Source organism: Rhodococcoides kroppenstedtii (assembly GCF_900111805.1).
GTDB classification, from domain to species: Bacteria; Actinomycetota; Actinomycetes; order Mycobacteriales; family Mycobacteriaceae; genus Rhodococcoides; species Rhodococcoides kroppenstedtii.
The window spans coordinates 101,289-122,694 of sequence record NZ_FOJN01000014.1 but is presented as its reverse complement, the minus strand read 5'-3'; the positions used below and the strand labels follow the sequence as shown (position 1 = coordinate 122,694).

Below are 21,406 nucleotides of genomic sequence, written 5' to 3'. Positions count from 1 at the left end.
AGGGTGCGGGTGGCGTGTTCGGAGTCGATGACGAGGGCGAGGAGGTCTTCGATGCCGGTTCCGCGGGTGTCGAGGGCGGCGAGGTCGGCGATCGCTTCGGCCAGGGCGGCTCGCGCCGCGGTGACCGGTGAGACCGGTGCATCCACCGGTGCGTGCAGCGATGGTGGTGTTGTGTGTGCGGGTCCGTTCCCGCCGCCCCCCGACGACATGAATTCAGTGTAGGTCGACCCACCGACAGAAATCGATCATACGTTCGAGCTGCCGACACGCACGCAAGATCCTGCCCGCACCCCCTCGAGAAAGCCGCGGACGAGTGTTCCGGCGTCGCCCGCGGACCCGGTGCCGTAGAGGTGGAAGTCCGGCCGGACCAGCACCACGTCGGCCGCCAGTTCGTCCAACCACGCGGTGTAGGTGCCGTCGACGTCCTCGACCACCGTGACGTCCGCGGTCCGCGCCGCCGACCCGTCCCCGGACAAGGCCACCACGGTCACGTGCAGTGCGGCGAGGTCCGCACGGTCCTGCGTCGAGAGCTCCGGCGTGACCTCGGCCCGACGCAACAGCAGGGCGCCCGGCCCGTCCAGCACGTCGTCGAAACGACCTGTGCCGCTGGGGGTCCGCACCCGCCCCTGCCGGGACAACGCGCCGCCTTGCTCGCCGACGTGCAGGCCGGGACCGAGGCCGGGGCGCGGTGGTCTCGGCCTGTCCCCGGCGCGGTGCTCCGCCTGCAGTCGTCGGTCGCGCTCGGCGGCCTCGTCGGGGTCGGTGATGCAGATGACCTTCCCCAGCGAGACCGAGAAGTCGACGAATGCCCGTGCGTGGTGCTGTCGCTCGGTGGTGTACGAGTCGAGAAGATCGGGAGACGCAACACCGCGCAGAACGGCGTCGAGCTTCCACGTCAGGTTCATGGCGTCCCGCAGACCGGCGCCGAGGCCCTGGCCGGCGAACGGCGGCATGAGATGGGCGGCGTCGCCGGCAACGAGGACGCGCCCGCGGCGCCACCGCTCGGCCCAGCCGGCCTCGAACGTGTACACGGAGTGCCGCACGAGCTCGGCGGTCTCCGGGGTCGGCCCCCACGGCGCGAGGAGTGCCCACGCGGAGTCGGGAGTGTTCAGCGTGTCCGCGTCCTCGCCCGGCAGTCGCATGAATTCCCACCGACGCCGGCCGGGACCACCCGGAACCATGGTGGACGGACGATCGGTGTCGCATCGTTGCGTCGCGCCCGTCGGAAACGACGCTCCGGCACCGGGTTCGACGTCGACGACCAACCAGTCGTGCGCGTAACCGTCGTCGTGCCATCCGAGACCCATCGCCGCACGGACCGTGCTGTGCGCCCCGTCCGCGCCGACGACGTATCGGGCGCGCACCTCGCTGTCCTCGCCGTCCCCGCTGTCCTCGCCGTCCCCGCCCTCCGCGCCGCGACGGCGCACCGTCACCACAGCCGCATCGGGACCGTCGACGAGCGCCGTCACCTCCGCCCCACGCACCACCTCGACCCGGGGCCCGGACGCCACCACCTCGTCGAGAGCGTGTTCGAGGGAGGGCTGGTCGAAGAAATACGTGTTGTACCAATCCGATTCGCCGCGTCCACTCCAGTCGACCTCCACGAGGGTCTCGCCGGCGCCGTTGGTCCAGACGTACATCGCGTCGTACGGCTCGGTGATGTGCGGGATCGAATCGGGCGCGAGGCCGACCGACTGCAGAATCCGGGCGACGTCGGAACAGTGCGTGACGGCGCGGGGCAGCGGATACGCCGAGTCGGCTCGCTCCACCACGAGCACCCGGTGACCGCGCGCGCCGAGGTGCGCGGCGACGACCTTGCCGACCGGACCGAAGCCGACCACCAGCACGTCGTGCTCGGCACGCAGTGGATCGTCCGATGACCGGGTGGCCGCGTCGAATTCGCGATCGTGAGTGGAGGAAGACATACCCCGAGGATGGCGAAGCGAACTCGATCGGTCACGGAAGTCGTCCCGGCCGGCGGGACCGCAACGACGAAGTCGAGGATGCCGACCTCATGCGAGATCCGGATTGAGTCGCTCGAGCCCCTCGATGGCCCGGGACTGCTTGAGCCGGAAGCGGGACGACGGCATGACCACGGACACGGCCTGGAGCGCACCCGTCTGCCCGCGAAAGGCGGTGGCCACGGCGCAGATTCCGAGGTCGTGCTCTTCCCGGTCGACCGCGATCCGCGTGCTGCGGACGTCCTCGATGCGCCGAATCAGAACGTCGGGATCGGTGACGGTGTGCTCCGTGAAGCGTGTCAGGGGCCCGGACAGCAACGTCTGCACGGTGTCGTCCGGGAGCAGGGCCATCAGCGCGACGCCCAGGCAACTCGCGTGCAGGGAGAAGGCACGCCCCACTTCCGTCGCCGAGCGGACCCGGTCCGGTGACTCCACCTGGTCGACGACGACCACCTCGCGTCCGCTGAACACCGCGAGATCGACGTTCTCCCCGGTGGTTCGCGCCAGCGTCGCCAACGAGCGTCGGTTGCTCGAGACCAGACGCGAGTGTGCTGCCACACCGAACTTCAGCAGCCCCGGCCCCAGCGAATACCCGCGTCGGCCGGGATCCCGAACGACGTGGAGTTCGCCCTCGAGGGCCTGGATCAGCCGGTGCACGGTGGACCGGGGCAGCCCGGTACGGCGCGCGAGTTCGGTGAGCGACAACATCGTTCGGCTCTCAGCGAGCGTGTCCAGAATCAGGGACGCACGTCCTATGTCGGCCAGGGGACTCTCCTCACGAGTGTGGCGACGCGCTCTGTCGCCGGTGTCGGATCCACGCGCGCCCGTAGTCGTTGCCGTGGGGGATGCGAAGGACCGTGTGGACGTGGAACGGCTTCGGTTCGTCGTAGTCGAGGAAGACGCCGCAGTGATGGTCGACCTCGAGCAGGATCGCGGGTGACTGGATGCGGGCGTAGAAGACGTCCTGCTCGCCGTGGCCGCCGATCCAGCAGAACCAGGCCTCGTCGCGGTGAACGGCGATGTCCCGCAACGCGGCACGTCGCGGCCCGTCCGGCAGCAGGTGGAGGAACGCCGCGACGGCATCGTGGACGGCGTGCCGGGCGGTCTCGGTCGTGTCCGCGACGCGGATGCCCTCGAACGGGATCACGCGATTGTCCTGGAACGCTCCGGCGAGATGCCTCTCGTCGCCCGGATGCACGCGGCCCGGCGGCATCGCGGGGTCCACCATGTGCCGGTACACGGTGGCGCGGGCACGCTGGGCGGGATCGAGCGCCGCCATGACCCGCCGCATCGCCGCCGTGTGGCGGCCGAGGGTACGCACCCCCGCGTGCGGTCCGGCGTCGATCTCGTCGGGTTCGGCGCCGAGGAAGGCGGGGCCGATGGTCATGCGTCCGTCGACGACGAGGCAGTTCACGGCCAGGTGGTGACCGAACAGCTGCCACCCCCACGGCTCGGTGAGGTGCGGTCGACCGTACAGGGCCACGTTGTAGGACCACTCGCCGAGGATGGTCGGCAGGTCGACCGTCGCGCCCAGGAAACCGTTGATGCGCATGGTGTTCCGCACGGTCTCGTACCCGTCGGGAGACAACGACGCCCGGATCAGATCCATTACGGCGCCGCGCACCGCGCCGGTGGTCCGCTCGAGGCGGATGCCGGTGTCGAACTGCAGGAACTCCGGATTGGCCCAGGTCTGCCACTCGCCCGCGTCGACCTCGTGACACAGTCGCGTGCGGTCGCTCTCGGCGAGCATGCTCAGCAGGGCCTCGGCGGCGTCGACCATCGCCGCGACGGGGGCGGCTTCCGACGGCCGGGCCGGGGTCGGCAGGTGCACGTCGCGCCGGAGTGTCCCGTTCTCGGTGACGCCGCGGAACGGGCGGCGGTAGAGCGGAGTCCAGCCGGCGATCAGTCCGCCGGTGAAGGTCCCGGGGCGGCTCGCGACCCGCGCGTACTCGGCGGCGTCCAGGCCCCGAATCTCGGACAGCCGAGGATGATCGTGCGGAAAGAGATAGCGACGGAAGTCCCCGGTCATCGCGACCTCGTCCCGGTGGACACGGTCGACGACCCGAATCGGACGACGGCGCGTCGTAGGGTCCGCGCACCACGGTCGAGACGACGACCGGGAGAACGGGGGACGACGACATGCGCTTCGTGGGAATACGACGGACGGCGGGCGGTCCGGTGGAGGTGGCGGAACTGCGGGGTGCCGAGGGCGGCGACGAGATCGCGGTGGTCGCCGAACTCGACGCGTTCTGGTCGGACCCCCGCAGCCATCTCGCGCTCGGCGCCGTCGGCCCGTCGTTTCGCCGAACCGACGTCGTGCTGGTTCCCCCGGTCCTCCCGAGCGCCCGCGTGTTCTGCGTCGGCCTGAATTACGCCCGACATCACGCCGAGGGGAGTTACTCCGGCGACCCCCTGCCGGAATTCCCCACGATCTTCGCGCGATGGACGTCGTCGTTGGGAGTCGGCGACGGTGTCGTGGAGATCCCCGCCGACGAGGACGGGCTGGACTGGGAGGGGGAGGTGGTGGCGTGGGTGGGCGCCGACCTCGCATCGGCGTCGGCCGACGACGCCCTCGCTGCGGTGGTGGGCTACTCGACCTTCGACGACATCACGGCCCGTGGCGCGCAGAAGAGGACGTCCCAGTGGACGCTCGGCAAGAACGTCGAAGGATCCGGCCCCCTCGGCCCGCTGGTGCCGGCCGACGAGGTGGGGGACCTGCGCGACGGGCTGCGGATACGCACGCGAGTCAACGGCGTCACCGTGCAGGACGCGTCGACCGACGATCTGATCTTCTCCGTGGGCGACACGCTCGCGCTGATCTCGCGCACCGTCGGCATCCGATCGGGGGATCTGCTGGCCACCGGCACACCGAGCGGCGTCGGGTACGCGCGCGACCCTCGATGGCTGCTGGGCGACGGAGACGTGGTGGACGTCGAGGTGGAGCGCCTGGGCACGCTCCGCACCACCGTCGTGCGCGGTCGACCAAATCACAGCTCCCCCCCGGGGCCTCCGTCACCAGTTCTCAACGAACGTTGAAGACGCGAGTAAGTTAGCACGCCCGCCGACGGGCGGCGTGGCGGTCGAGGGAGCGGAACAAGCGGACCCCGTCCGAACGTTCGTCGGAGAGACGGTGCGCAGTGTGCAACGAACCGAGTGCACCGAACCGACCTTCGAGGAGGAGTCACACATGGCCGAGGCAACGGGAACGGCGACCGAGACCGCGATCCTGGCGGGCGGATGCTTCTGGGGCGTCGAGGAACTCATCCGCAAGCAGCCGGGCGTGCTGTCGACGCGGGTCGGCTATTCCGGTGGCGACGTCCCGAACGCGACCTACCGCAACCACGGCACGCACGCCGAGGCGGTCGAGATCGTCTTCGATCCCACGCGGACGTCGTTCCGAAATCTGCTGGAGTTCTTCTTCCAGATCCACGATCCGTCGACGAAGAACCGACAGGGCAACGACGTCGGCCTCAGCTACCGCTCGGCGATCTTCTACACGAGCGAGGAGCAGAAGGAGGTCGCCCTCGACACCATCGCCGACGTGGACGCCTCCGGCATCTGGCCGGGCAAGGTGGTCACGGAAGTGACAGCGGCGGGCGACTTCTGGGAAGCGGAGCCCGAGCACCAGGACTACCTGCAGCGCATCCCGAACGGGTACACCTGCCACTGGGTGCGTCCCGACTGGAAGCTTCCCCGGCGCGCGACGGCCTGATCTCGTCACTCGTCAACGAACCCCGCGGCGCCGTCGTCGCGGGGTTTCGTGCGTCGGGGCCCGGTCGGGGTCAGCGTGCGGGGATCCGGTAGTACTTGATCTTCCGGTAGAGCGTCGCGCGGCTCATGCCGAGTCGCTCGGCCGCGGCGGCCATCGTGGCTCCGTCGGCCAGGACTCGCACGATCTCGCGGCGCTCGAACGCCTCGATGGTCGACAGTCGGCGACCGCCGGAATCGACGACGAGCTCGGCCGGGAGGGCGGGAACGTCGACGACGTCCACCCGGCGGACCACGTCCTCGACGACGCGGCGGAGGTGGGCGCAGTTCTGCGGCCAGGAGAACTGCTGCAGCACCCGGATCGCCGCCGCCGTGAAGGCGACGTCGCGTCCGCGGACGCCGTGCGCGATTCGGTGGGCCAGGGGCGCGACGTCGCCGGGTCGCTCGCGCAGCGGTGAGAGCGGCACGGCCGCGGTGATCGCCGTCGTGAACGCGGCCGGTATTGCAGCGAGGTTCTCCGCCGTGACGACCACCGGCATCGTGGCTCCGGGACCGGTGAGCAGAACCGCCGCGAGGCGGTCCGCAACGTACGTGGGCAGGGCGTCCACATCGCGGACGACGACGACGGTGTCCGCCCGTCCGGCCTCGAAATCCCACAGTGACAACCAGGACTCGGCGTCGTCCGGATCGGGTGCGCCCGCGGTGAGGACGCGGTGGTCGGGCCAGGCGCGCCGGGCCGCGATCTCGGCGGCGGTGGCGCGTCCGGTGCCCGGTTCGCCCACGACGGCCACGACGCGGCCGGCGATCAGTGCTGCTCGGGTGGCGGTGACGGTTGCCGTCCAATCGGATCCGAGATTTTCGGTGGCGCGGCCGAGTCCGTGGTCGACGCGGAAGAGCGAGCGACGTGGTCGGGTGGGAGCCGGTCCGGACGAGCCGCGGCTCAGCATGGTCGCCGCGATGGTGCCGGCGGCGGCCCGGGCCAGGGTGAGCAGCAACTCGCTGGAGGACCGAGACCACGTGGTCAGGTTGACGGCGCCGTCGAGTCGGCCAGTCGCCGGATCGACGACCGGGGCTGCGGCGCAGGTGAATCCGGACAGTGTGCGGGAGTAGTGCTGCTCCGCGCGGACCAGGGTGGGCGCGTGGTCGGCGAGCGCGAGTCCGAGGCCGTTGGTGCCCACCTCGCGTTCGGAGTAGCCGAACCCGGGGGCGAGGTGGACCGCGTCGAGCGCGCGGAGGAGCGCCCGATCGCCGCTGAGGCGGGTGATGACGACGCCGTGGGCGTCGGTGAGCATCATCCCGACGGGCTCGGTGGTCATCGACCGGTGCAGGTCCGCGAGGACGGCGTCGCCGCACTCGTGGAAGAGCGATCCGGGAGATCGGGTTCCCGTGAACGTCGGTTCGACTGCGTCCACCGGGATGCCGTACGACTGGCTTCGTTCCCAGGACGCCCGCACACGCGGTGGGACGGGTGCGCCGACAGCGTCCCGCTCCCCGTCGTATGCCCCTACCTGCATGTGACCCACATTACAGTTCCGCGCATTCCGAGCCGTCTCAATGTGAGACGCCGACGGCCTGTCGACGGGTGCGGGGGGCTCCTAGCGTGTGCACCCGAAGGTGTGGCGACAGTCACACGGGAAGGGAAGCCCGGATGTACACCAAGGACGGCACCAGCTACTTCATCGTCGACGCGCACGTGGCGCTGTGGGATGCGCGACCGGAGAACCAACGCAACGTCCACGGAAAGCAGTTCATCGACTGCTTCTACGACTATCACCGCAATCTGTCGCCGGACAGCGAGCTCTGGACGTACGAGGAGTACCTGTACCAGGGCGGTGAGCGGTTCATGAAGGACCTGTTCGAAGACGGCTACGTCGATCACGCGATCTTCCAGCCGGCTCGGCTCGGGGAGTTCTACGTCGACGGTTTCGGGCAGACCGAGGAGGCGTGGGCACTCACGCAGGCCAACCCCGGCAAGCTGACCTACAACCACAATTTCGATCCCCGCAACGGGGAGGCCGGGTTGGACCAGCTCCGCGCGGATGCGGAACGGTTCGGCCTGAAGGGCGTCAAGCTCTACACCGCCGAATGGCACGGCGACTCCCGCGGATACAAGCTCGACGACGACTGGACCCGCCGCTACCTCGAGGTGTGTCGGGAGGTCGGCATCCGCAACATCCACGTACACAAGGGCCCGACCATCCGGCCGCTCGACCGGGACGCCTTCGACGTCGCGGACGTCGACCACATCGCCACCGACTTCACCGATCTGAACTTCGTCGTCGAGCACTGCGGTCTGCCCCGCCTCGAAGACTTCTGCTGGATCGCCACCCAGGAGCCGAACGTGCACGCCGGTCTCGCCGTGGCGATGCCCTTCATGTTCACCCGCCCCAAGTACTTCGGGCAGATTCTCGGCGAGCTGCTCTACTGGGTGGGGGAGGACCGCATCCAGTTCTCCAGCGACTACGCCCTGTGGACGCCCCGGTGGCTGGTCGAGAGCTTCGTCGACTTCGAGATCCCCGCGGAGCTCACCGAGTACCCGGCGCTGACCGAGAACCAGAAGCGCAAGATCCTGGGGCTGAACGCGGCTGCGATGTACGACATCGAGGTGCCGGCCCATCTGCGGGTCGCCGACGCGGACGAGACCGCGACAGGCCCCCGCGGCGCGGATCGCGTCGCCGACGACCTGGTGGGCGCATGACCGCGAACTCCCCGCGCACGGACTCTCGCCGGGCGGACGTGTGGCGGGCGCTGGACACGGTGATCGACCCCGAACTCGACGAGCCCGTGACCGATCTCGACTTCGTGGCGTCGTTGGCGGTATCCGACGACGGCGACGTTGCCGTCCACCTGCGCCTCCCCACGTCCTTCTGTGCGCCGAACTTCGCCTACCTCATGGCGTCGGACGCGAAAACGGCTCTGTCGGAGCTGGATTGGACACGATCGGTGTCGGTCGCGCTCGACGACCACCACGATTCGGCGATCATCAACGCCGGCCTCGCGACGGACGCGGGCTACCGCGGAACGTTCGGTCACGAAGCCGAGGACGACTTGGAGGAGCTGCGAACGATCTTCCGACGCAAGGCGCACGTGGCGGCGATGGAACGCAGCCTGACCGCCCTGATGGCGGCGCACCCGTGGCGCAGTCCGCAGGAGATGGCCACCGTCGTCCTCGGTGATCTGCCGCCGGGGCGCACCACGGACGAACTGCTGGACCGACGGTCGGCTATCGGCCTCTCGACCCGCCCCGACGCACCGGTCATGGTCGACCACCTGGGCGCGGGCTACGTCGGCCTCGACGTTCAACTGGCTCTGCGCCGCGCGCGTTCCACCCGCATCTCGATCGAAGGGAATGCGCATTTCTGCCGTGGCCTGCTTCGGACGCGGTACGACGACCCCGACCGCACCACCATCTCGGCCTGACTCAGGCCTCACTCCCGAGAGGACACACCACACCATGAGCTCGATGCGCGCCGTACAGGTCGTGGGCTACCACGAGAAACTGCAGATGACGGAGTTGCCCGTACCCGAGCCGACGGGCCCGTTCGACGTGATCGTCCGGATCGGCGGGGCCGGTGTCTGCCGGACCGATCTGCACATCCTCGAGGGGCAGTGGGCGGAGAAATCGCAGGTGACGCTGCCGTACACCATCGGTCACGAGAACGCCGGGTGGGTACACGCGGTGGGGTCCGCGGTCACGACCGTGGCCGAGGGCGACAAAGTGATCGTGCACCCGCTCATCACCTGCGGTTTCTGCCGCGCCTGCCGATCCGGTGACGACGTCCACTGCGAGCAGAACCAGTTCCCGGGCATCGACACCCACGGCGGGTACGCGGAATATCTCAGGACGTCGGCACGCAGCGTCGTGAAGATCGACGACTCGCTCGAACCCGCCGACGTCGCCGCCCTCGCGGACGCCGGACTGACCGCGTACCACGCCGTCGCCAAGGCCTCGCGCACTCTGACTCCGCGGGACCGTGTGGTCGTGATCGGGGCCGGTGGACTGGGGCACATCGGGATTCAGGTGTTGACGGCGCTCACCCCCGCCGAGATCGTGGTGGTCGACCGGAACCCGGACGCGGTGGCGTTGGCCGAGACCATCGGCGCGCACCACGGCGTCGTGGCGGACGGCGGCCAGGTGGAGGCCGTGCGTGACCTCACCGGCGGTGTCGGCGCCGAGGTGGTGATCGACTTCGTCGGCGAGGGCGGAGCGACCGCCGAGGGTGTCGCGATGCTGCGGCAGGCGGGCGACTACTACGTCGTCGGCTACGGCGAGAACATCGACGTCCCCACCATCGACATCGTCTCGGCCGAGCTGAACATCGTCGGTAACCTGGTCGGGTCCTACAATGACCTGTGCGACCTCATGGCACTCGCTGCGCGCGGCGCGGTGGTGCTGCACACGGCGAAATACGCCCTCGACGATTTTCAGTCCGCCATCGACGATCTCGACGCCGGCCGGGTCCGCGGCCGGGCCATTCTCACACCGTGACCGACTCGGCCGAGCGTCACGCCGGCCGCGAATCCCCTTCAGTCGAGAACAGCTCGGACACCGACCCCGCAGGAGCGCCCCGTGATCTTCATCGTCGTCAAGTTCACCACCAAGCCCGACTGGACCGACCGTTGGCCGGACCACGTCGCCGAATTCACCGCGGCCACCCGCGCCGAGGAGGGCTGCCTGTGGTTCGAGTGGTCGAAGAGCCTCGAGGAGCCGAACACGTACGTGCTCGTGGAGGCCTTCCGCGATGGTGAGGCCGGGGGTGCACACGTGAACAGCGATCACTTCCGGAAGGCGACCGAGGAGTTGCCGAAGGCGCTGGCGTCGACGCCGAAGATCATCAGCGAGTCCATCGAGGCCACCGGGTGGAACGAGATGGGCGAGATGACGGTCGAGTGAGAACCGTTCCTCTTGCGCACACTGCCGTGGTTTCCCGTCGGGGGCCACGGCAGTGTGCGTCATTCTGCGCAATCGTTGCGCGCACTGTTGTTCCTACTGGCCGGTAATGATCGACTGAGGATTGCGTTCTGCGCAGGCCGTACACGATCAGGGGGTTGGGATGACGGACACGATGGACACGACGGACGCGAGCAGCGCGATCGAGGTGCGGGCGCGGCCGGGGGTGGCCTCGCCCGAGCGCGACGTGCTGCGGGACGTCGAGGACTCCGTGCTGTGGATCGCCACCGCGATGATCCACCACGCCAACCGGGTTCGTCCGAATCCCTCGGGCATGAAAGTCGGCGGCCACCAGGCGTCCAGCGCGTCGTTGGTGACCATCATGACCGAGCTGTGGTTCGAGCAGCTGCGGCCCGAGGACCGCGTGTCGGTCAAGCCCCATGCGTCGCCCGTCCTGCACGCGATCAACTACCTGCTCGGTGAGCTCGACCAGCGCTATCTGACCACGCTGCGCGAGTTCGGCGGGCTGCAGTCCTACCCGAGCCGGGCGAAGGACCCCGATCCGGTGGACTACTCCACGGGCTCGGTCGGCATCGGTGCCACCGCACCGATCTGGGGCGCCATGGCGCGGCGCTACGTCGACACCGCGTTCGGCGGACCGGACACCGTGAGCCACGACGTGCCCGCGACCGGCCGTCAGTACTCGCTGGTCGGCGACGCGGAACTGGACGAGGGCGCGGTCTGGGAAGCCATTCTCGACCCGGCCGTGGCCGAGCTGGGCGAGATCGTGTGGATCGTCGACCTCAACCGACAGTCGCTGGACCGAGTGGTGCCCAACATCGCCGCCGGGCGCCTGGAAGCGATGTTCGGGGCCGCGGGGTGGCAGGTGCTCACCGTGGCGTTCGGCGCGCTGCTCGAGGCGCTGTTCACCCGCCCCGGCGGCGACGCCCTGCGCCGCCGCATCGTCGGCATGTCCAATCCCGAGTACCAGCGTCTCCTGCGGTGCGACGCCGACGAACTGCGCTCCCGACTGCCCGGCGAGGGCGCCGACGGCGAGGCTATCTCGGCGCTGGTCGCGGACGTGGACGACGCCGAGCTGGTGCGGGCGTTCCGCAACCTCGGTGGCCACGATCTCGACGCGTTGCGGAACGCCTTCGACGCGATCGACGACACCCGCCCGACGGTGATCATCGCCTACACCATCAAGGGCCACCGCCTCCCGACCGAGGGGCACCCGCAGAACCACTCGGCGCTGCTCACCGTCGAGCAATTCGAGGATCTCGCGGCGGAGCTCGGCCGGGACCCGCAGAATCCCTGGACGCGCCCCGACGCCGACTCCGGCGCCGGGCGGCTGTGTGCCGACACCGCCGGTCGACTGCGACGGACGGCGGTATCCGCCGCGGCCCCGCCGACCGTGCCGGCGGACTTCGGTCGTACCCCGGCGGGAACGTCGACGACGCAGGCGGCGCTCGGTCGGGTGTTGCTCGACCTGACCCGCTCCGCGCCGGACGCGGCGGCGCGGGTGGTGACCGTGAGTCCCGACGTCAGCAGCACCACCAACCTCGCGGGCTGGCTCAACAAGGTGGGGGTGTGGTCGCCGCAGGAGCGCCAGGACTGGTTCGCCGACGACCCCGAGACGATCATGCACTGGCGGGAGAAGCCGACCGGTCAGCACATGGAACTCGGCATCGCCGAGACCAACCTGGTGGGGTTGATCGGTGAGCTCGGCGCCACGTGGAGCCGGTGGGGTCAGCCGCTGTTCCCCATCGGCGTGCTGTACGACCCGTTCGTCGAGCGAGCCCTCGAACCCTGGTCCTACGGCATCTACGCCGGTGGTCAGTCGATTCTGGTGGGCACGCCGTCCGGCGTCACCCTCGCCGCCGAAGGTGGTGCGCACCAGTCCATCACGACCCCGTCCGTCGGCCTGGAGCAGCCCGGGTGCGTGTCCTGGGAGCCGGCCTTCGCCGTCGACGTGGAATGGACGCTGCTCGCCTCGATGGCGCAGCTCGGCCGTCCCGACGGCACCTCGTCGTACCTCCGTCTGTCGACCCGTCCGGTCGACCAGTCGCTCGCCGCGGTGCCGACGGATCCGGCCGCCCGCGAGCGCCGACGGCGGCACGTCGTGGCGGGTGCGTATCTACTGCGCCGAGCCGAGCGCCCGGCGGTCACCCTGGTGGGCATGGGCGCCCTCATGACCGAGACGCTCGCGGCCGCGGATCGCTTGGCCGGTCTCGGCATCGACGCCGACGTCGTCTGCGTCACGAGCCCCGGTCTGCTGTTCGAGGCGGTGCAGGCCCGCCGAGGTGTGCAGGACGGATCGTCCTGGATTCTCGATCGGGTGTTCCCGGCGGAGCGCGCCGTGCCGATGGTGACCGTGCTCGACGGGCACCCGCACACGCTGGCCTTCCTCGCGACCGTCAACCGCGTCGAGTCGATCTCGCTGGGCGTCAGCCGGTTCGGTCAGGTCGGCTCGCTCGACGAGGTCTACCGCTGGCACGGCATCGACACCGATTCCGTCGTGCGCGCGGCCCTCGACCTGGTGGGCGACGAACCCGGGCGGTCCTGATTCAGGAGCGATCGGCGCGCAGCGCCACCGCCGCCCACCCTGCCGCGATCACGGCGAGGGCGGCGACGTACAGGGCCATCGGGGTCCAGCCGGCGGTTTGGAACACCAGGCCGCCGGTCCACCCGATCACCGACGAGCCGGCGTAGTAGAAGAGGTTGTAGAGCGACCCGGACTGGGCGCGGCCCACCGTGGCGCGGTGGCCCGTCCAGCCCGACGCGATGGCGTGCGCGGCGAAGAAGCCGACGGTGAACACGACGAGCCCGGTGAGGATCACCGCGAGCGAGGACGCCGCGGTGAGGGCGACACCGGCGATCATGACGGCCGTGGATCCCGCGAGCACCGCGCGTCGCCCGAGGCGACCGGCGAGTTGCCCGGCGACCCGCGAGGACACCGTGCCGGACAGGTAGGCCACGAAGAGCAGGCCGATGACCGACTGGGGAAGTCCGAACGGCGGCGCCTCGAGCCGGAACCCGAGGTAGTTGTAGACGGTGACGAATCCGCCCATGAGCAGGAACGCCTGCCCGTAGAGCGCGAGCATGCCGCGGTCGGCCAGGTTGGCGCGGATCTTGTCCCGCAGTCGGGTGTCGTCGTCGCGGGCGGGAAGCGGACGACGCGGTTGCGGCGCGAGCGCGAGGAACGCCGCCGCCGCGGCCGCCGCCATGACCGAGACGGTGAGAGTGCCGAGACGCCAGTCGGTGTGTTCGGCGATGGGTGCGGCGACCACCCGGCCGAGGAGCCCCCCGATCGTGGTGCCGGAGACGTAGGTGGCCGCGGCGACCGCGGTGTGCCGCCGATGCACCTCCTCCGAGACGTAGGCGATGGCGATGGCGGGCAGCCCGCCGAGGGCCATGCCCTCGAGGAAGCGGACGCCGAGCAGCATCGGTAACGACGGGGACAGGGGGACGATCAGGCCGAGCACGGTCGCGGCGACGACGGACAGGCTCATCGCGCGAACCCGGCCGAGGCGGTCGGCGACCACGGACCAGGGCAGCACCGAGACCGCGACCCCGACCGTCGCGAAGCCGACCGCCAGCGACGACTGCGACGGGGTGATGCCGAGATCGGACGCGATCAGCGGGAGGATGCCCTGGACCGAGTAGAGCTGGGCGAACGTGGCGATACCGGCCGCGAGCAGCGCGACCACGAGGCGTCGGTAGGCGCGCGAGCCCCGCGGGTGCCCGTCCCAGTCCTGGTCTCGATCCGCCGCGGTCGGGGGGAGCGTCGTCCGTTCGGTCACGTCAACCGACGGTAGGTATCTCGGACGCATACGTCCAATGCATGAATGTTCGGTAACCCATTCAGTCGCGTACGGTGAGGTCGATGAGGACCGAGATCGATGCACTCCTCCCGCTCGTGCGTACGGTGCTCGCCGTCGCCGAGACCGAACACGTCACCGACGCCGCCCATCTCCTCGGGGTTCCGCAACCCACCGTGAGCCGCCACCTCGCGCGCGCTGCCGCCGCGCTCGGGGTCGACCTGGTCGAACGGCGCGGCCGTGGCATCGCGCTGACGCCCGCCGGTCACGTGCTGGTGCCCTATCTCGCCCGCGCGGTCCGCGAGATCGAGACCGGCCTCGAGGCGATGGCCGACGAGGACGCGCGTGTGCGAGGGCGGGTGGCCATCGCGTTCCAGAACACCCTCGGTGAGCGGGTGGTCCCCCGCCTGATCGAGCGGTTCAGACGGGACCGTTCGGGTGTCACGGTGGAGCTGGACCAGGGTGCCCGTGATCGTTGCCTGGCCCGACTCGATAGAGGCGAGAGCGACGTCGCGTTCGTCGCGCTCGGCGACGAGCACCGTGACCGATCGACCGAGCTGTTCTCCGAACGTCTCGTCCTGGTGGTTCCCGCCGGGCACCGCCTCGCCGATCGCCCCGACGTTCCGCGCGCCGTGACCGACGTCGCGGACGAGCCGTGGGTCACGATGGCCCACGGATACGGCATTCGATCCGTGCACGAAGTCCTGTGGCGCGCTGCGGGAAGTACTCCCGCCATCGCCTTCCAGGGGCAGGACATCCACACCGTCCGGGGGCTGGTCGGTGCCGGGCTGGGCGTCAGCGTGCTTCCGCCCGAGGCCCGCCCGTCGGAACCGGTGCAGGCGCACACCGTCGATCTGCCGTTGTCGGACGCCCACGCCGAACGTCGGATCGGGATGGTCTGGTCCGACCGCGTCCTGCCGCCGCAGGCCGCCGCGTTCCGTGATCTGGTGATCAGCGAGGGGCGTGCGGTGCTGCGGTGAGGCGGCCGTCGGTGGCCATGCCCCGATGCATCGTGCGCTCGCCGACCATATCGGAGTGGTCCGCGCGGTGCATGACGCACCGGTTGTCCCACAGGACGACGTCGCCGGGCCGCCAGGAATGACGGTGCACGTTCTCGTCGGCCGTCGAGTGCTCGTAGAGCCGCGCCACGGTCTCCGCGGTCTCGTCCGCCGACAGCCCGCTGATCGCGGCGCACCGCTTCGGCGTGGACAGGAACAACGACGACCGACCCGTGATCGGATGCACCGTCACCACGGGATGCTCGGCGGACGTCTCCGCGTCGTCCGGCAGGTCGAGACCGGTGACGACGTGCGTCATCGTCCGCGTCTCGAGGTCCGCACGCAGGTCCTCCGGCAGTGTGTCCCAGGCTCGGTACTGGTTGCTGAACAGCGTCTGTCCGCCGGACTCGGGCACCGTGACCGCCCGCAGCGCCGTGTAGGCGGGCGGGTCGGCGACGTAACTGGTGTCGACGTGGAACGTCGACGTCGGGGCGGTGGTTCGGCCGGCGTTGGTGATGACGTTGAGGTCCGGGTGACCGTCGACCGGCGTCTCGCCCTGCGTGAACACCGGTGCGCCGAGACGTCGGAGGAACTCCTCGAAGTCGGTGTCGTCGATCTCCTGATCGCGGAACACCACCACGCCGTGTTCGGCCGCGAGGTGGCGGACCTCGTCGATCCGGTCGTCGGTGAGGTCCTGGATGCGGGCGTCGCTGACGTCCACCCCCACGGGGTCGAGAGCATGGGTTTTCATGACGGGGTTCCTTTCTCGGGCCGATCGGCGTGGTCGTCGGGGCGGGGCACGCGAGATCCGGTGAGCCGCTCCACCTCTCGCAATCCGTGGTCGAACAGAGTGCGGGCGTCGATGCCCGCGGCCGCGGCCATGGTGGTCACCACGCTGCCGCGGGCGTAGGAGCAGTAGAGGCCCGCCTCGAGGAACCACGGGTTGCCCTCGGGGTCGATGCGGAAGTCGAACAGGCTGTAGTAGCGACAACCGAGGGCCGCGTGGGCGCGGAGAGCGAGGTCGTGGACGCGGGCCGTCACCGGATCGTCGGTGGGCACGATCCACGCGCGGTCGACGGTCTTCGCTGCGAGGTAGAGCTCCCCGTCGTCCGAGCGCCCGAGCTTGTCCTCGCGGGTGCGGATGGGCGCCGTGGCCGCGTCGACCGCGTACTCCTCGAGCGGCAGGCACACCGGTCCCCCGTCCAGAACCACCACGCCGCAGCGTACTTCGCGGCCCAGCTCGACGTAGTCCTCCACCAGCACACGCGAGGAGAACTGCGAGGCCTCCGTCACGGCGGCGTCGAACTGCTCCGGCGTGCGCACGAGGGTGACGCCGACCGAGTTGTCGGAGTCGGCCGGTTTGACGACGGCCGGCAGCGGGGGAGTCGGCAGCGTCCCCTCGGGCTCGCCGGTGGCGGTGAGGACTCGGCCCGTGGGTACCGGGACGCCCGCGTCGGCGACGACGGCGCGTGTCCTCGCCTTGTCCGCGGTCAGGGCCATCAGGTCGGCCCCGTTGCCCAGCAACGGGATTCCGAGGAGGTCGGCCAGCGCGCGATAGGTGGTCATCCCCGGCAGGCAGAACATCTGCGGGAGGATCACGTCGACGCCCAGGGACTCGATGTGCGCCACGGCGTCGGACAGGGGCAGCGGCGTGGCGCCGTCGAGTCCCGCCATGTCCTCGGCGAAGCGCCACGTCCGGTCCGGGTCGACGGACGCGACGATCGTGCGGAACCGCGCGGGATCGTCGAGCGTGCGCAGCGCGTCGGCCGCGTAGACGCGGGAGAGGTCGGCATGGAACTCGTCCACGGCGGAGCCGACGAGATGCAGCACCGTGGTGCGGTCACGCCGGGGTGCGGCCACGTCAGTCACCGCCCTGTTCGACCAGCTTGCCGATGTTGAAGTCGATCCGGCTCCACCCGCGTCCGGAGCGCAGGTTGGCCAGCAGCAGCGACGGCACGTGCAGGTGGTGGAGGAGGAACCACGGCCACGGATCCCACCCGGTCAGTACCGCGTCCCGCCCGCGCGCGATGGTGCGGAGCCGGGAGAGACGACGCGGTTCGGTCAGCAGCCGCCAGACCTCGTGGTACAGCCAGTACGTGGGGCGGGAGGAAGGGAGCGGGGTGATCACGTCGCGTTCGGACCCGAGGTACGCTGCCGCGACGTCCGGGTGGTCGTGGAACATCGTGATCGCGGAGTGGGTGCGCGGATTGCATTCGATCGCGAACACCTCCCCGTGCCCGTTCTCGATGAAGTCGAACGAGAACTGGCCGGTGGCACCGAGTTTCGCGACGAACGTCTCCACCCAGTGGAGGATGACGGGCTTGTCGACCATGGCGTAGTTGATCTGGAACGCCGAGGATTCGCAGCACCCGTACACCTGAAGGGACCCGTTCCGCACCGTGCCGTGCGTGCAGTATTCGCGCCCGGTGACGAACTCCTGCAGGATCCACGGATCGTCCTCGGAGATGCCCAGGCCACGCGCGAAGGCGAGGTTGGCCTCGGGGGTCTCGCGGCGCAGCGGCGTCAGATCCATCCGACCGACGGGGTTGTAGGCGATCCGCTTGAGCACGAAGTCCCGGCCCGGCGGAAGGTCGATCTCGGCGATCTGCCCGGCGTCGGTGATGCGATGGGATTCCGGCACCCGTACCCCGAATTCCCGTGCGGCGTCGGCAAATCGGTTCTTGTCGTCGACTCGTCGGATCGTCTCCGGATCGGCGTGGACCACGTCCACCGACGGGCCCATGGCGGCGCCCGCCTCCGCGTCGGGCACGGACGACGCGGGGGACGACACGGGGACGAACACGTCGACGTTCTCCGCGCGTGCCACGCGGACGAGGGCGTCGACGTAGCCGGGGTCCGACGCCTCCGGGACGACGTGGAACGCGTCGACCGCACGCGAGAAGCGGTGTGCCGTCCACCGGTACTTCGCGGATTCCACCAGCACCACCCGATGTCCGGCAGCGTGGAAGGACCGGGCCAGCTGCAGCGACTTCGTCATCTTCCCGCCGTTCACCAGCACGGTGCGCGCCACCTGCGGTGACGACGGCGCGGGCGGGGTGCGACGGCCGAACACCCGTGCGCCGGCAACGATCAGCAGGTCCACCGGGGCGGTGAGGGTGAGCGCCGCGAGGACCGCGACCGTCCGGGCCGCGCCGGTCACGACGGCTGCTCTCGCACGCGGGCACGACGGATCAGGGTCACCCCGTCACGCAGCGGGATCAGGACCTGCTCGAGGCGCGGGTCGGCGGCGACGGCCTCGTTGAACGACGCGATGGCGCGGCCGTTCGGGGTGCCGGCACCGCAGTAGGGCTCGCCTTGCAGCAGCGTGTTGTCCACCGCGATCAGCCCGCCCGGTCTCAGCAGATCGGTGGTGAGGAGCAGGTCCAGGTACCGGGCGTAGCCGGGTTTGTCGGCGTCGACGAATACCAGATCGAACGACTCGCCCGCCCGAGCGGCGCGGGCCAACGTGTCGGCCGCCGGACCGACGCGGACGTCGATCCGATCGCCGACGGGCGAGGCCGCGAAGCACGCGCGCGCGAAGTCGGCGACGCTGTCGTCGACCTCGCAGGCGACCACCCGTCCGCCGCCCGGAAGCTCCTCCGCCATGGCCAGTGCGGAGTATCCGGTGAACATGCCGATCTCCAGCACGTCCCGCGCGCCGGTCATGCCGACCAGGAAGCGCAGGAACCACCCCTCGAGGTGGCCGGAGAGCATCTCCTGCTCCAGCGGGCCCTCGGACCAGACGTGGCGTCGCGTCCGCTCCTCGAGGTCGGCCAGCGCGGACGAGGGCGGGGTGGTCATCGCGTCGAGGTACGGGTCCAGGCCGGCGGCGAGGTCCCGGACCCGACGCAGACGGCCCGCCGCCTCCGCCCCCACCGCGTCGTCGTCGAGCGTCCGACAGAGGTCGGTGAGCTCGGCGGCGACGAGGGAGACGGGGGTGACGGGCCGGGGCGCGTCGGTCACGAACGCCGGACCGAACCCCGAGCGCCGGTGCCCGCGGTCGCGTCCACGGCGTCCTCGGCGGCGGTGTACATGTCCACGCCGTCGCCGTCCCGGTCGTACTCGAGGCACAGCTTCTTGTGCAGGCTGAGGGCGTCGGTGAGTTCGTCCGTCCCCAGATCGTTCAGAAAGGCGCAGGTGCCGATGGGGGCGGGCACCGCGGCCCGCAGGATCCCGTCGCGCGTCTTGAGAATCGACGCGGTGGCGTCGGTGAGCAGCTCGGGCGTCAGGTGGTCCGAGTCGAGCGCCAGGCCGATGCTGCTCATGACCCCGAGAACGCGATCGCGGTCCTGTGCCGTGATGTGGCCGCGCTGCTCGGCGATGGTGGTGGAGAGCGCCATGTCGATGTTGATGGCGTGTCCGTGGAAGAACGGCGCCGGCGGCGTCAGTTCCAGTGTGGGGCTCCACGTGTGCCCGAACGCGATGACGCGGTCGAGGTCGATCTCGTGCAGATTGGGGGCCTCGAGTTCGAGCATGGTCTCGATCGCCTGGTACGTCAGGCGGTGGGCGACGTCCCGCAGTTCCGGAGTGCCGTCCACGTGACCGAAGCGCGTACGCAGGAGCTCGGGTCCGTATTGCTCGAGCATCTCGAAGATCTCGAGGTTGCCCACCACCGAGATCTTGATGAGCTCGGCCATGCCGTTACGGACCTGGTCCTCGGGCAGGGTGGCCAGGAAACCGAAGTCCAGCAACACCTTCTGCGACGCGTGGTAGGCGCCGAGACGGTTCTTGTGCTTGCCGTAGTTGACCGCGACCTTGATGGACACGGAGGCGTCGATCAGACCGATCAGCGTGGTGGGGATGCGAATGTACGGCGTGTTGCGGCGGTAGCTGGCACAGGCGAATCCGGCGACGTCGGTGGTGAGGCCGCCGCCCACCACGAGGACCGGCTCGGTACGGACGAGCCCGAAGGAGTCGAACTCGCCGACGATGCGCTCGAACGTCTCGAGGGACTTCGCGGTCTCCGCGATGTGCACCTCGACGACGGTGAGGTCGATGCCGAAGTGATCGAAGTACGCCCGAATCCGGTCGCCGTAGTGGTCGAGCACCGACTCGTCGACCACCATCAGCACGCGGCCGTAGGGCCGGTAGCTGTCCGCCAGTTCGGTGTTCGCGGTGTCGAAGACGCCGTCGACGTACACGAGGTCGTACTCGATCTTCTCGTATCCCTCGACGTGGAAGCTGCGGTCGCTCGAGGTGACCTGTGCCTGCATGTTGCTCACTGCTGATTCTCCTAGGATCGCGCCGATGTCAGGGATTCGAGACGGGCGGGGTCCAAGGACTCGACCTTCTCGGTGGCCGAGGTGAAGGTGCCGTCGGCGGTGTTCTCGTTGGGGAAGGCGACGACGGTGATGCCGGCGGCCGTGGCGGCCGCGACGCCGCCCTCGTTGTCCTCGACGGCGACGCAGTCGTCCGCGGACTCGCCGAGACGTTCCAGCGCGACCTGGTAGCTCGCGGGGTCCGGCTTGCCCTGCGGGGCGTCGTCGGCGCTGATCACCACGTCGAAGTGCTCGCGGGCGACCGTCGGCGCCAGCGCCGAGAGCACGGCCTCGACGTTCTCGGCCGACGTCGTGGTGACGAACCCGAGCTTGGTGCCGGAGGCGCGCGCCGCCTCGACGGTCTCGGCGACGCCGGGGCGCGCGGTGGCGCCGTGCTCGGACAGGAGGCTGCGGAACTTCTCGGACTTGGTGGCGTGGACCGCCGCGGCGTCGACGCTCTCGCCGCGGGTCTCGGCGTAGTCGGCGATGCGCTGCGCGCCGCCGTTGGATCCGAGCATCGACCGGTAGTCCTCGCGCGACCAGGACCAGTCGAGGCCGTGCTGGGAGAACGCATCGTTGAACGCGGTGCGCTGGAGTTCGGACGTGTCGGCGAGCGTGGAGATGGAGCCGAACAGAATGGCGGACATCGAGGACCTTCCTTCGGTGACGCGCCGGTCCCCGGAGGACACCTGCGCGGCGGCGGCGATACGCCGCGAAACGTGGTGGGGTGGAGACGGTTCGAGCCACGGTCGGTCGATCGTGACTCACA

Annotated in this window: 19 protein-coding genes; 8 read left to right on the top strand and 11 right to left on the bottom strand. The window is 70.0% G+C overall.

The window, feature by feature from the left end; all coding sequences use genetic code 11:
- Nucleotides 1-245 precede the first annotated feature (245 nt).
- The 3 genes from mhpA to BMZ18_RS15940 form a co-directional block, all read right to left on the bottom strand.
- Nucleotides 246-1,925, bottom strand: coding sequence for a bifunctional 3-(3-hydroxy-phenyl)propionate/3-hydroxycinnamic acid hydroxylase MhpA (mhpA, locus tag BMZ18_RS15950; protein ID WP_068362753.1), 1,680 nt, complete (start codon nucleotides 1,923-1,925; stop codon nucleotides 246-248).
- A gap of 87 nt (nucleotides 1,926-2,012) precedes the next feature.
- Nucleotides 2,013-2,699, bottom strand: a complete 687-nt coding sequence (locus tag BMZ18_RS15945) for an IclR family transcriptional regulator (protein ID WP_280141996.1) — start codon at nucleotides 2,697-2,699, stop codon at nucleotides 2,013-2,015.
- Nucleotides 2,700-2,736: 37 nt separating this feature from the next.
- On the bottom strand, nucleotides 2,737-3,990 hold the full coding sequence (locus tag BMZ18_RS15940; RefSeq protein WP_068362750.1) for a DUF3500 domain-containing protein: 1,254 nt from the start codon (nucleotides 3,988-3,990) through the stop codon (nucleotides 2,737-2,739).
- Nucleotides 3,991-4,100: 110 nt separating this feature from the next.
- Between BMZ18_RS15940 and BMZ18_RS15935 the strand changes: the two genes are divergently transcribed.
- Both BMZ18_RS15935 and msrA read left to right on the top strand, forming a co-directional pair.
- Nucleotides 4,101-4,997 (top strand): fumarylacetoacetate hydrolase family protein, encoded by an 897-nt coding sequence (locus BMZ18_RS15935; RefSeq protein ID WP_068362748.1) that lies wholly within the window; start codon nucleotides 4,101-4,103, stop codon nucleotides 4,995-4,997.
- A 151-nt stretch (nucleotides 4,998-5,148) separates the two neighbouring features.
- Entirely contained in the window at nucleotides 5,149-5,673 is a 525-nt protein-coding gene (gene msrA / locus BMZ18_RS15930) for a peptide-methionine (S)-S-oxide reductase MsrA (RefSeq protein WP_068362784.1), read from the top strand.
- A gap of 70 nt (nucleotides 5,674-5,743) precedes the next feature.
- On the opposite strand, the gene BMZ18_RS15925 is transcribed toward msrA, so the two are convergent.
- Nucleotides 5,744-7,183, bottom strand: coding sequence for a helix-turn-helix domain-containing protein (locus BMZ18_RS15925; RefSeq protein ID WP_068102520.1), 1,440 nt, complete (start codon nucleotides 7,181-7,183; stop codon nucleotides 5,744-5,746).
- 134 nt (nucleotides 7,184-7,317) lie between these two features.
- Between BMZ18_RS15925 and BMZ18_RS15920 the strand changes: the two genes are divergently transcribed.
- From BMZ18_RS15920 to BMZ18_RS15900, 5 genes are all read left to right on the top strand, one after another.
- A complete protein-coding gene (locus tag BMZ18_RS15920) occupies nucleotides 7,318-8,367 on the top strand; it encodes an amidohydrolase family protein (RefSeq protein ID WP_068102518.1) in 1,050 nt (349 codons plus the stop codon).
- Nucleotides 8,364-9,089: an iron-sulfur cluster assembly protein gene (locus BMZ18_RS15915; protein ID WP_068102516.1), complete on the top strand. Its 726-nt coding sequence runs from the start codon at nucleotides 8,364-8,366 to the stop codon at nucleotides 9,087-9,089. Before BMZ18_RS15920 ends, BMZ18_RS15915 begins: the two co-directional genes overlap by 4 nt.
- 43 nt (nucleotides 9,090-9,132) lie before the next feature.
- Nucleotides 9,133-10,158 (top strand): NAD(P)-dependent alcohol dehydrogenase, encoded by a 1,026-nt coding sequence (locus tag BMZ18_RS15910; RefSeq protein WP_068106108.1) that lies wholly within the window; start codon nucleotides 9,133-9,135, stop codon nucleotides 10,156-10,158.
- Between the two features lie 81 nt (nucleotides 10,159-10,239).
- The gene (locus tag BMZ18_RS15905) at nucleotides 10,240-10,563 is read left to right on the top strand and encodes a putative quinol monooxygenase (RefSeq protein WP_068102514.1); all 324 of its coding nucleotides are present in this window, start codon (nucleotides 10,240-10,242) and stop codon (nucleotides 10,561-10,563) included.
- A 172-nt stretch (nucleotides 10,564-10,735) separates the two neighbouring features.
- Nucleotides 10,736-13,126, top strand: coding sequence for a thiamine pyrophosphate-binding protein (locus BMZ18_RS15900; RefSeq protein WP_244516570.1), 2,391 nt, complete (start codon nucleotides 10,736-10,738; stop codon nucleotides 13,124-13,126).
- Between the two features lies 1 nt (nucleotide 13,127).
- Here BMZ18_RS15900 and BMZ18_RS15895 read toward each other — a convergent pair whose 3' ends face one another.
- Nucleotides 13,128-14,363, bottom strand: coding sequence for an MFS transporter (locus BMZ18_RS15895; protein WP_068362742.1), 1,236 nt, complete (start codon nucleotides 14,361-14,363; stop codon nucleotides 13,128-13,130).
- A gap of 83 nt (nucleotides 14,364-14,446) precedes the next feature.
- Here BMZ18_RS15895 and BMZ18_RS15890 point away from each other — a divergent pair, with 83 nt between their 5' ends.
- Nucleotides 14,447-15,361, top strand: coding sequence for a LysR family transcriptional regulator (locus BMZ18_RS15890; protein WP_068102508.1), 915 nt, complete (start codon nucleotides 14,447-14,449; stop codon nucleotides 15,359-15,361).
- Here BMZ18_RS15890 and BMZ18_RS15885 read toward each other — a convergent pair.
- From BMZ18_RS15885 to BMZ18_RS15860, 6 genes are read right to left on the bottom strand one after another with little or no spacing between them, the layout of a single operon-like run.
- Complete coding sequence (locus tag BMZ18_RS15885) at nucleotides 15,333-16,130, bottom strand: TauD/TfdA dioxygenase family protein (RefSeq protein WP_068362739.1); 798 nt, start codon at nucleotides 16,128-16,130, stop codon at nucleotides 15,333-15,335. The genes BMZ18_RS15890 and BMZ18_RS15885 overlap by 29 nt on opposite strands.
- The gene (locus BMZ18_RS15880) at nucleotides 16,127-17,239 is read right to left on the bottom strand and encodes a D-alanine--D-alanine ligase family protein (protein ID WP_068362737.1); all 1,113 of its coding nucleotides are present in this window, start codon (nucleotides 17,237-17,239) and stop codon (nucleotides 16,127-16,129) included. The genes BMZ18_RS15885 and BMZ18_RS15880 overlap by 4 nt, the downstream gene beginning before the upstream one ends.
- 1 nt (nucleotide 17,240) lies before the next feature.
- Entirely contained in the window at nucleotides 17,241-18,539 is a 1,299-nt protein-coding gene (locus tag BMZ18_RS15875) for an ATP-grasp domain-containing protein (RefSeq protein WP_068362734.1), read from the bottom strand.
- Nucleotides 18,536-19,342, bottom strand: coding sequence for an O-methyltransferase (locus BMZ18_RS15870; RefSeq protein ID WP_068362731.1), 807 nt, complete (start codon nucleotides 19,340-19,342; stop codon nucleotides 18,536-18,538). Before BMZ18_RS15870 ends, BMZ18_RS15875 begins: the two co-directional genes overlap by 4 nt.
- A complete protein-coding gene (locus BMZ18_RS15865; RefSeq protein ID WP_244516569.1) occupies nucleotides 19,339-20,592 on the bottom strand; it encodes a sedoheptulose 7-phosphate cyclase in 1,254 nt (417 codons plus the stop codon). The genes BMZ18_RS15870 and BMZ18_RS15865 overlap by 4 nt, the downstream gene beginning before the upstream one ends.
- A gap of 20 nt (nucleotides 20,593-20,612) precedes the next feature.
- Nucleotides 20,613-21,284: an HAD family hydrolase gene (locus BMZ18_RS15860; protein WP_068362726.1), complete on the bottom strand. Its 672-nt coding sequence runs from the start codon at nucleotides 21,282-21,284 to the stop codon at nucleotides 20,613-20,615.
- Nucleotides 21,285-21,406 lie beyond the last annotated feature (122 nt).